This is a genomic window from Arenibacter latericius DSM 15913 (assembly GCF_000424985.1).
Taxonomy (GTDB): Bacteria; Bacteroidota; Bacteroidia; order Flavobacteriales; family Flavobacteriaceae; genus Arenibacter; species Arenibacter latericius.
This window is the reverse complement of the sequence record NZ_KE384285.1, coordinates 95,813-106,790: the sequence shown is the minus strand read 5'-3', so window position 1 is coordinate 106,790 and position 10,978 is coordinate 95,813. Positions and strand designations below refer to the sequence as shown.

Here is a 10,978-nt window from a genome sequence, read left to right as displayed (position 1 = left end):
ACCCCATTCTCATCCCTAAAAGTAAAAGTACCATCGGCGTTTTCTACGATAGTGGTTACTGTTTCTAGATTGTCTACAAGAGCAGATAGATTTAATTGGGTAAGTACTCCATCCTCATCCGTATAGTCTAGGTTGATATTGTCTGCGTTAAGGGCAAGGGTGGTTAACGTCTCCATATTGGTGACGTCGATTACCGTGTCTACCCCATTCTCATCCCTAAAAGTAAAAGTACCATCGGCATTTTCTACGATAGTGGTTACTGTTTCTAGATTGTCTACAAGCGCAGATAGGTTTAGTTGGGTAAGTACTCCGTCCTCATCCGTATAGTCTAGGTTGATATTGTCTGCATTCAGGGCAAGGGTAGTTAACGTCTCCATATTGGTGACATCGATTACCGTATCTACCCCATTCTCATCCCTAAAAGTAAAAGTACCATCAGCGTTTTCAACGATAGTGGTTACTGTTTCCAGATTGTCTACAAGTGCAGAAAGGTTCAATTGGGTAAGTACTCCATCCTCATCCGTATAGTCCAGATTGATATTGTCTGCGTTAAGGGCAAGGGTAGTTAACGTCTCCATATTGGTGACATCAATTACCGTGTCTACCCCATTCTCATCCCTAAAAGTAAAAGTACCATCAGCGTTTTCTACGATAGTGGTTACTGTTTCTAAATTATCTACAAGCGCAGATAGGTTTAACTGTGTTAGTACTCCATCCTCATCCGTATAGTCCAGGTTGATATTGTCTGCGTTAAGGGCAAGGGTAGTTAACGTCTCCATATTGGTGACATCAATTACCGTGTCTACCCCATTCTCATCCCTAAAAGTAAAAGTACCATCAGCGTTTTCTACGATAGTGGTTACTGTTTCTAAATTATCTACAAGCGCAGATAGGTTTAACTGTGTTAGTACTCCATCCTCATCCGTATAGTCCAGGTTGATATTGTCTGCGTTAAGGGCAAGGGTAGTTAACGTCTCCATATTGGTGACATCAATTACCGTGTCTACCCCATTCTCATCCCTAAAAGTAAAAGTACCATCAGCGTTTTCTACGATAGTGGTTACTGTTTCTAAATTCTGAACTACAGCCGTCAGATTTATTTGAGTAACATTACCATCTTCATCGGTATAGTCAATATTTGTATTATCTCCATTTAAGGCAAGGGTAGTTAAGGTTTCAAGATTACTGACATCAACTATTGTTGCATTTCCAGCCTCGTCCGTATAGGTGAAAGTCCCATTAGCGTTTTGGATTAAAGTGGTTAGTGTTTCCATAAACCTAAGGCTACTTAAGTCTACACTAACACTTCCTCCATTTTCTAGGGATAGAGAAAGTTGATCTGTTGTGGGGTCAAAACTAAAACTTTGTAGTTGCTGACTATCTGTAGCCGTTAACTCCCAAGAGTCGCCATCCCAATAATAAATGGTCCCGGTATTAGTATTTACATAAATATCTCCAATATCTGCTCCCGAAGGGGTTATACTCCCAGGTGCGGTAACTAATGTCCCGCTTAAAACCTGACAATCGCATTGGTCTTCCAAGCTAACTGTAGTCTGAGCAAAAGCAAAGCTGGATATTAGAAAAATAAAAAGTAGAATCTTTTTGTTCATGACGGTTGGATTACTTTATGGTATTTTTTATCTATAATGTTGACGAAGTGGATTTATCAATTCGAAATAAGAAATTTCTACACTTTACAAATATTAACTATCTAGGTCCGTACATAAAATAAATGTTGTGTAAGTGGATTTTACTATTGTATAGAGCAAAAAAACAGGGGTCTAACCACTTTGAAGGTCCATTTTTCAGGAATGTTACTCGTCGATCTACTCCATATCCGTAGTATTTTATCGACGAAAAGCATTCCAAGTAAAACTGATTTATAACGGTTTACCTCTACATTATACCACAGCCCAATAGCATTTTCTTAGAAAACTGATTAACAAGGAATCATATAGATGTGATACTGCTGGTCAGATTTCAGCGTGCAAGGATTAAAGCTGCACCCTATCTCAATTATAAAGGCATAGAAAATCTTTTGAGAAATAATAAGGAGTATGGTTTAGTTTTTCTTCACTCTATGAGTAATCCGCCTGTTTGTAATAACGTTATAACCTTTAATAATACGCTGAGGTGAAAACTCAGAGGTAGAATTTAAAAAGGTAGCCGTAGAGGTAATAAAATTGCCTTTTACTACTCCTGCAGGAACAGGGATAGTAAATTTAAAGTGATTTGTATGATCAGTATTACCATCCAAATCGGCGTAGAAAGAGGTTTTGTTATTTATATCGGCAGCACTACCTTCTACCAAAGTAGCTAAATAAGTTTGGCCTTCCCCATAATCTATGGACATTCCCAATTTATTATCTCCTTCACTTGCAGCTCCCTCACTTATATCTGTTAAAAAAAACTCTATAATTGCCCCTGGTCTAGACCAACCCTCAATAATCAAATTATTACCACCCATTAATGCAGAAGTGATAATAGGAAAATTAATCAAGTCATTAGGGCCGTTATCCCCATCCCCATTATCGTTTAACGTAACCCCATCACCATTTTTTTTAGATATATCCAAATCTATTCCCAAGGAATGTACTCTCTGACCATTATTAAATATAGAGTTCTGGGAAATTAATATTCCAGACACATTATCGGCCACTACTATTCCTGCTCCTTGGTTACTATGTATAAGATTTCTAAATACTGTGGCATCAGCACCTTTTAAGCGAATCCCAGAATCATCGAATACATCTCCCGTACAGGCTGTATTGTTTATACCATTATTGGTGATGGTATTTTCCGCTATCATAAGTCCGGCAGCATAATCCTCTCCTTCTATTCCTATCCCAGCGGCTTCATTAATTAGATTGTATCGTATGGTTATTCCATTACCATCTTCAATCAAAATATTATCTGAACAAGTATCATCAGCCCCATTTCTATAGAAGTGATTATACTCTAATAAAGTTGTGGTTCCTCCATCCAAATAAACTGCGGCTAGGTTAGAGCCACTTAAGTAATTCCTTGATATAGTTGTTTCTCCGTCTTTTATTTCAACAGCATATTCTAAATTACCAGATTTAACTCCGAGGGCGTTAACACCTAGTAAATTTTCATAAAGAAAAGCCGTTCCTAAATTTATCTCAATAGCCGATACATCATCTGAATATACCGCCAAATTGCGAATAGTAGCGCTATTCCCTTCCATTCTAAAAAGTGTCTTAGAATCTCCCCGAACCTGAATTTCAGGGAGATTATAATCAGGCAATGCCGTCGCAGAAACTCCTACAGATATTCCTCCACCTCCTATTGTTCCCAGATTGGTATCACCAGAATAAGAAGTTTGTGTTCTTCCATCAATAATGGTGTTTGTCCCTGTTATTTTGGAAAGTTGATTTCCATCTGAGATAGAAATATCAAAATAACCATTTGTATAATTAGTATCAGCTGCTCTTCCAAGAGGATCTGCGGGTGACGGTATCATAAAAATAGATATATCCTCACCTGCGGCGGGATCAAATAATGAATTAGCTTCTATATCCAAGCCTGTTTCATTCAGGTTGTTGGAATTTATGATGAATTGTTCCAAAGAGCCTTGGCCAAATTCGTTGGTATTGACAATAGTATTAAAATTAAATCCGAAATCTACACCTACTACTCCATTACTAGCCACGGAAACGGTAGATACGGTCTGCGCATCACTTATTACTCCCAAGGCAACATCTTGCTGAGCATTGGGATTAGCACCACCAATTTCATTTGTGACTTCAATTAATGATAATGCCTCTCCATATTTCCTGAACGTTGGTATAGGGTAACATGTAGAGCAATTGAGTCCACCTCTATTAGAACGCACTGTTGAATTTACGGGTTTAACATAATAATCTCCATCTGCCATCCCTCCAAATGAATAATATCCATTGATGTCCGTAGTTTTTCGTTGCATAAAGGTTCCAGAGGTGTCAAACAACTCCACTATAGCTCCTGAAACTCCTAATGCTCCAGGAGTGTCTTTGTTTCTTCCCTGACCTCCTGGATAATTTACGTCTTCAAACACGGTGCCTGCTATTAAATTTGAAGGTACTTTAAGAACTACCGCTGCAGAAATAACAAAGTCCTGCCCCACGTCCACATTGGCTGTCACTTGTGTATCTGCAGGTGAAATATAACTTGCAATGTCATAAGTATCAAGATCCACGCCGTAAGAATTTGTAGCATTGTGAATCGGGACTACCGTGTTATCATAAATAGTAGAATTATAAGCGTTGTTTCCCGATTGCCCTCCATCTCCGGTAAGCACATAAGTGTTGCCAGCTTGGTTGGTTATAGACAGTTCTTCGGGGTTGGTGGACCCGTTACTTGATCCATCTAGATTGGGGTCTCCTTCCCAAGATAAAAAAGAGGCCTTTGCTCCAGAACCTGCTATGGCATAAAAAGAATCCAAAGTAAACGATGCCCCTGCATTACTTAGGCCATCAAAGCCTTGATATAAATTAATATTTACAGCAGGCAACGAAACATCTTCATAAAAAATAATTAATGTCCATCCACCTAGAACAGTAGCTGTAGAGCAATAACTCCCTGTATTATCTATATCCAGATCACTAAAGTTATAGGTATTTGTAGACGGGTTGGGAATGCTTTTAATAATGTTAGTAACATCACTTACATACCCGTAAAAGTTTCTATTAGTCAATGAAGTTTGATACAAATAATTAGCGGAAACATTTTGTCCTTCAAAAGTAACATTAGGGTCCCGGTTATTATTTGAGTGGGCCCAATAAAGGTATGCCCGTTCTACAGTAGCTGTAGATGGTATTGGCGAAACTAAAGTATTGGACGAAGAGGTAGTAATTTCACAAGCGTTACCGCTATTACTTTGTGTCCTTAACGACCCTCCTGTAGTAGAATAATCATAATACCCATCAAATTCTTGAAAAAGGGTAAGCGGATCATTCGCCAAAATCTGTGTATTAATTGTACCTGTGCCAGTATCCGAGTAGTTAATAGTACCATATCCCGCTGTTGCTCCTGTAAACTTAATAAAAAATTCTTCTGCGTTCTCTGGTACCCCATCATTGGCAATGGGCACCGAAATGGTTTGGACATTTCCAAGGTGACCTGTAAAAGTTAAAGTCCCAGAGGTAGCCGTATAATCACTACTAGCTAAAGCGGAACCGTCTACAGTTTCAAAATCTACGGTAAATGGAACATGCGTATATCCCAATAACCAACTAAAACCATGTGGTGCCCTCGTTTGGGTTACCGTAAAAACGGCATTCCCTATATCCTCGTCAAAAGAAATATCGGTTATGACAATTTTTGGTCCTTCCGGAAAACAATTAACGTCCGCCTGCCATCCTTCACCAGTGTTGGATCCATTGGAGGTAAAACGAAACGTTAAGCAACCAGAGCTGTGCGTTGACTCAATAACATCAGGGATATTGTTGTTGTCGTATTGCCCTATAAGCGTACCTCCAGTTGACGTACCTTCATAAATTGAAAGTCGATCACCACTCTTAACATCAAAACCAACAAAATCAATACTGATATAATTATTGGCGGTGTCGGGACAAATGGTATACACTAAGTTCTCATTATTTCCATAATTCCCTACCCCTCCCGAATCCAGGAAAGTATTGCTACAAGTAGCTTCTGTAATTCCATCTGTCATTATAATGGCATCATCGTCAATAATTGTACCTGTGGCAGTATCCGAAATGTCAATTGTGACGTCGGAGGAGTTTATAAGTTCCATAGTAAAATTCTCGGGATTTTCAAATACCGTATCATCCAAAATGGGTACTGAAATAGTTTCCGTATCTCCTGCCATACCATTGAACAATAAAACTCCAGATTGCGCCGTGTAATCACTACCAGCAATGGCAGTGCCATCAACAGTTTGATAATTCACTGTAAAAGGTCCATTGGCATTGGCTCCTGTGTGGACAACTGTAAATACAGCATTACCGTCGTTTTCATTGACATCAACATCGTTAATGGAAATTAAAGGTGTTACAATTGCTGAAATTTGAAAATTATCAATATATACGGACGAATCTTTATCCCAATCATCACTTCCCCATCTATTATTACCAATAAATCTAATCGTGGTATTTGTGGATGCAAATGATGTTATATCATAACTAAAAGTTCCCGAGGAAGTACCTGAAAATGTCCCAATATTGGTATAATTAACACCATCTGAAGACACCTCAACATTTAACCCTTCATAGCTCCACCAACCATTACTAAGACCCACGGTTTGCCAATCAAATGAGAGTGTTGCTGAGGCTGCATCTGCTAAGTTTGCCGTCCTTCTTATGGTCTCGTCATTACGATTAATCCTCCTAAATCGCAGTTTATTATCTCTGATCCTAATTCTACCTTTATCAGCATCATTATCATCATTAGATTCAATCCAATTCGTTGAAAAATTAGCATTCCCATTATTATTGGAATACGAAGTATTATTAAAATTATCACGGAAAGTTTCTTGACCGAATAGGAACGACATTGAAAAAAATGTCAGCAATAAAACGACATACCTTAAAAATAACATCATGAGTTTATTTCATTTTTAATGTAAATAACGGCTGATGAACCACCAATAATCTTCTGATCAGTTGTAAACTGAATACTAGCGTTCAAAATAGTAGTTCCTTGAGGTATATTTATATTTTGAAACCGAAGCCCTATTAATTGCCCGGTACTCCCATCACTGATCAATTCTAAATCGGAGCTTGTAAGATTTACAAATCCATCGGATAAACGTTCTTCTGCGTCGTCATTATCGCTAGCTATTCTTGATGTAATGGTAGTTTGCGAAGTTCCAATAGCTATAAACAATAGGTTTACAAACAGTGTAAGTGCAAGCTTTAATTTGTGGCTATCCTGTATATAGGAAAATATCATCTACTTGTGTTATTACACGGAAGAGTCATTAAACACAACCTGTCCACATAAATTATGACCACAAGTTTTAATTTATTCCTGATTTCTTAAATTAAATGTTGTGAACTGAGTCATAAGGAATGTAAAAAGCAACATTTTTATAGGTTTACATTTTTGAAATATTAATAGAATAAGGTTGGTATTTCGGGGATTTCTTCCTTCTATTTCTACCTCGGACAACTTCAAAAGCACTAGGCACAACCTAAATAGTTTTAGCAAACTACCTTGGGCAGGCCCGCCTAGGTAGTACGGGCAGGCGGAGCATTTAAATTTCGATTATCGCGTAAAATTGCGCTGATATTGGTTTACTAGGGAGTACTTTATTTAATATGCAGCCTCTATTAATGAATATTAAAAGAAGCGAGGTGATATCTGTCCGCCAGATTTCTTCTTCAGCTCAAACCGTAAAAAAATCTCGAATGAGCCATCATTGAATCGAGTGCCGCCCAACTCCGTAATTTCCCGATCATAGGCGAGACCAATCATTATTTTATCGTTAATCTGAAAGCCTACCAGGGCACTTAAAGCGGCATCCCACCTATAAGCTACGCCAAAACTAAATTGATTCTTATAGAAGAAGTTGGCTGAAAGATCTAACTGTAATGGAGCTCCTCCTACTATTTTACTTAGTACTGCCGGTTTAAATTTCCAATAAGCATTAAGGTCAAATACATATCCAGATATCAGATAAAAGTTCATTCTTCGGGTAGAAAGGAATTGTACCGAATTAGCATCTCTTTGGGAATTATCAAAATGCTGCGTTTCAACTAAGTTTGGAACGGAAAGTCCGACATAGAATTGATCTGTATGGTAATACACTCCCACTCCAAAGTTGGGCGAAAATTTATTGTCTATATTCTCTCCTTGCACGTTCTCAGAAGTATAGTTATTTAGTTCCGTAAAGTCCAAATTCAGCAAATTACCTCCTGCCTTTAAGCCAAAGGATAATTTACTATCCTTGGATAGACCAATTGTATAAGACAGAATAGCATCAAATTGAGTCTCTTGCACTACTCCATTCCCAATATTATCGTTTATTATAGAAAACCCATATCCTAATCCACCTTTTCTTATTGGAGAATGCAGGTTTAAAGTTTGTGTTTCAGGCGCACCTTTAAGCCCTAGCCATTGTGATCGGTATAATGCAGTAATACTCAATTGACCTCTAGATCCGGCATAAGCAGGATTTACACTTATAGTATTGTACATATACTGGGTATATTGGGCATCTTGCTGTCCATAGAGTCCATCTGTTAGGCCGAATAAAAGCAAAACGATAAGGAGTAGACTCTTAATATAGTTCATCTTGTATAAAATTTAATTGTCCTATTAAAAGATGTTCTTCATTTGTAGTATTGCAGGATTTAAACTGAAACCGTGGTAAACAATATTGCCTTAGAGTGATTAAACCACATTAAATTACTATATGCTGGAACTATAAATTAGAATTATCTCGACTAATATTACCGAATTCTACGGAACATTTGAACCTCCTTTTAATTGTAGAAATTTCCCTTACCCCATCAGAATCGGCACTAAATAGGTTTAAGAGAATAAATTTTCTATAAAAAGAAGTGGTTAGTCTGGAAAACCAAACCGATTCTAAAAGAGTAGCATTGGTTAACAACTTTTCCCCACAAATAAAATTGACAAAATCTGCCATAAACTACTGATATGATTAAACACTTCGGCATAGCATAGTAGAAATCAATCATGTAAGCATTGGGGAATACGAAAGATTATATGTCTAAGTTAATTTAAAAATCTAAGCTTCATATTTATTACAGTAACAATTATGGCTGACAATCTAGGAACGACATTAATCATCGATAAAAAACCATATTAAAGTACCAAAAACGCTAACCAACTATTATTTACTTCGTTAAAATATAAAATGGGCTTAAAGTGAGATGTAGCTATATTAAAAAATAAATTTCCATTCCCTACAATTAGCCCTAGTTTATATTGTTTTGCCTTATTTGATTGCTTTTGAAGGATGAAGAAAATTTATTTGACCTATTTTTGCACAAATTAATTGAATAATGAGTTTTAAGAATCAAATTCAACGAAGAAGAACCTTCGGAATTATTGCTCACCCCGATGCAGGTAAGACTACGCTTACCGAGAAGCTACTTTTATTTGGAGGAGCTATACAGGAAGCAGGTGCTGTTAAGAATAATAAGGTAAAGAAAAGTGCTACGAGTGACTTTATGGAGATTGAAAAGCAAAGAGGAATTTCCGTTGCTACATCCGTATTGGCGTTCATTTATAAGGATAAAAAAATTAATATTTTAGATACTCCGGGGCATAAAGATTTTGCTGAAGACACCTTTAGAACCCTCACCGCAGTAGATAGTGTTATTGTGGTGGTAGACGTAGCCAAAGGGGTAGAAGAGCAGACAGAAAAACTAGTGGAGGTTTGTAGAATGCGTAAAATCCCGATGATTGTTTTTATTAATAAAATGGACAGGGAAGGTAAGGACGCTTTCGATCTCTTAGACGAAGTTGAGCAGAAACTAGGTTTAAATGTAACTCCACTAAGTTTCCCTATTGGAATGGGGTACGACTTTAAGGGAATCTATAATATTTACGAAAAGAACATAAATCTTTTTAGTGGAGATAATAAGAAGAATATAGAGGAGACTATTGCCTTTGATGATGTAGAAAATCCTGAATTAGAAAAAATAATTGGGGAGAATGCTGCCAACGAATTAAGAGAAAATTTGGAATTGGTAAACGGAGTTTACCCTGATTTTGATAAAGAACTCTACCTTAAAGCAGAGCAGCAACCCGTTTTTTTCGGATCTGCTTTAAACAATTTTGGAGTAAGAGAGCTGTTAGATTGCTTTATAGATATTGCACCACAGCCACAACCCAAAATGGCAGAAGAGCGATTGGTAAAACCATCGGAAGAAGAATTGTCCGGATTTGTATTTAAAATCCACGCCAACATGGATCCAAAACACCGTGATCGCTTGGCCTTTATTAAAGTAGTGTCAGGTACTTTTGAAAGAAACAAACAATATCTACATGTACGACAGGGAAAAAAATTAAAATTTTCTAGTCCTAACGCCTTTTTTGCAGAAAAAAAAGAAATTGTAGATATCTCTTACCCAGGGGATATTGTAGGATTACATGATACGGGGAATTTTAAAATTGGTGACACCTTAACCGAAGGGGAAATTTTACATTACAAAGGAATACCGAGTTTTTCACCGGAACATTTTAGGTATATAAACAATGCGGATCCATTAAAATCTAAGCAGTTATACAAAGGTATAGATCAGCTAATGGATGAAGGGGTAGCTCAGTTATTTACCCTAGAGATGAATAACAGAAAAGTTATTGGTACTGTAGGAGCCTTACAATTTGAGGTTATTCAATACCGATTAGAGCACGAATACGGTGCCAAATGTTCTTATGAGAACTTCCCGGTACACAAGGCATGTTGGGTAGAAGCAAAAGACAGCAAAAGTGAAGAGTTTAAGGAGTTTAAAAGGGTTAAACAAAAGTTTTTAGCTAAAGACAAACGCAATCAATTAGTTTTCTTGGCGGACTCTCAATTTTCACTTCAAATGACCCAACAAAAATACCCTAACGTAAAATTACATTTCACTTCGGAGTTTGATTAAGCGCCATCTGTGAATCAATAATATAAAAAATGCCCTTTACAAATTGTAAAGGGCATTTTTTATATTAAGCCTCTCCAGTAGGTCCAAAATTAATTGGAATTGGAGGTTGTTCATAATCTTTAATTGTACCATGGGCTTGTTCAAAGCGATTTACATTATCACTTAATGCCTTTAAAAACTTTTTGGCATGCTGTGGTGTAAGTACTATTCTACTTTTCACTTTAGCTTTAGGTGCTCCAGGCATCATACTGACAAAGTCTACCACAAATTCGGAAATCGAATGGTTGATTATAGCTAGATTGGAATAAATACCTTCTGCGGTCTTTTCGTCCAATTCTATATTAATCTGATTTTGTTTTTGGTCTTTCTCGCTCATTATTTCAACGATTTAT

At 37.1% G+C, this 10,978-nt stretch carries 5 protein-coding genes and 1 pseudogene; 1 reads left to right on the top strand and 5 read right to left on the bottom strand.

Translation table 11 applies throughout. From position 1 onward, the window contains the following. The 4 genes and pseudogenes from H344_RS20750 to H344_RS0117345 all read right to left on the bottom strand — a co-directional run. Nucleotides 1-1,610: pseudogene (locus tag H344_RS20750) on the bottom strand (hypothetical protein); the annotation flags it as partial. A gap of 452 nt (nucleotides 1,611-2,062) precedes the next feature. After that, the gene (locus H344_RS0117355) at nucleotides 2,063-6,517 is read right to left on the bottom strand and encodes a Calx-beta domain-containing protein (protein WP_240485020.1); all 4,455 of its coding nucleotides are present in this window, start codon (nucleotides 6,515-6,517) and stop codon (nucleotides 2,063-2,065) included. 44 nt (nucleotides 6,518-6,561) lie between these two features. Beyond that, the gene (locus H344_RS0117350; protein WP_026811423.1) at nucleotides 6,562-6,915 is read right to left on the bottom strand and encodes a hypothetical protein; all 354 of its coding nucleotides are present in this window, start codon (nucleotides 6,913-6,915) and stop codon (nucleotides 6,562-6,564) included. Nucleotides 6,916-7,305: 390 nt separating this feature from the next. Continuing rightward, nucleotides 7,306-8,259 (bottom strand): PorP/SprF family type IX secretion system membrane protein, encoded by a 954-nt coding sequence (locus H344_RS0117345; RefSeq protein WP_034256952.1) that lies wholly within the window; start codon nucleotides 8,257-8,259, stop codon nucleotides 7,306-7,308. Between the two features lie 737 nt (nucleotides 8,260-8,996). Here H344_RS0117345 and H344_RS0117335 point away from each other — a divergent pair. Beyond that, nucleotides 8,997-10,586, top strand: a complete 1,590-nt coding sequence (locus H344_RS0117335; RefSeq protein ID WP_026811420.1) for a peptide chain release factor 3 — start codon at nucleotides 8,997-8,999, stop codon at nucleotides 10,584-10,586. Between the two features lie 64 nt (nucleotides 10,587-10,650). Here H344_RS0117335 and H344_RS0117330 read toward each other — a convergent pair whose 3' ends face one another. Next, nucleotides 10,651-10,962: a DUF3467 domain-containing protein gene (locus H344_RS0117330; RefSeq protein ID WP_026811419.1), complete on the bottom strand. Its 312-nt coding sequence runs from the start codon at nucleotides 10,960-10,962 to the stop codon at nucleotides 10,651-10,653. Between the last annotated feature and the right edge of the window lie 16 nt (nucleotides 10,963-10,978).

Excerpts from the sequence above, each read along its gene's own strand:
- H344_RS0117335 (WP_026811420.1), top strand. The coding sequence starts at position 8,997 with ATGAGTTTTAAGAATCAAATTCAACGAAGAAGAACCTTCGGAATTATT.
- H344_RS0117330 (WP_026811419.1), bottom strand. The coding sequence starts at position 10,962 with ATGAGCGAGAAAGACCAAAAACAAAATCAGATTAATATAGAATTGGAC.
- H344_RS0117345 (WP_034256952.1), bottom strand. The coding sequence starts at position 8,259 with ATGAACTATATTAAGAGTCTACTCCTTATCGTTTTGCTTTTATTCGGC.
- H344_RS0117350 (WP_026811423.1), bottom strand. The coding sequence starts at position 6,915 with ATGATATTTTCCTATATACAGGATAGCCACAAATTAAAGCTTGCACTT.
- H344_RS0117355 (WP_240485020.1), bottom strand. The coding sequence starts at position 6,517 with ATGTCGTTCCTATTCGGTCAAGAAACTTTCCGTGATAATTTTAATAAT.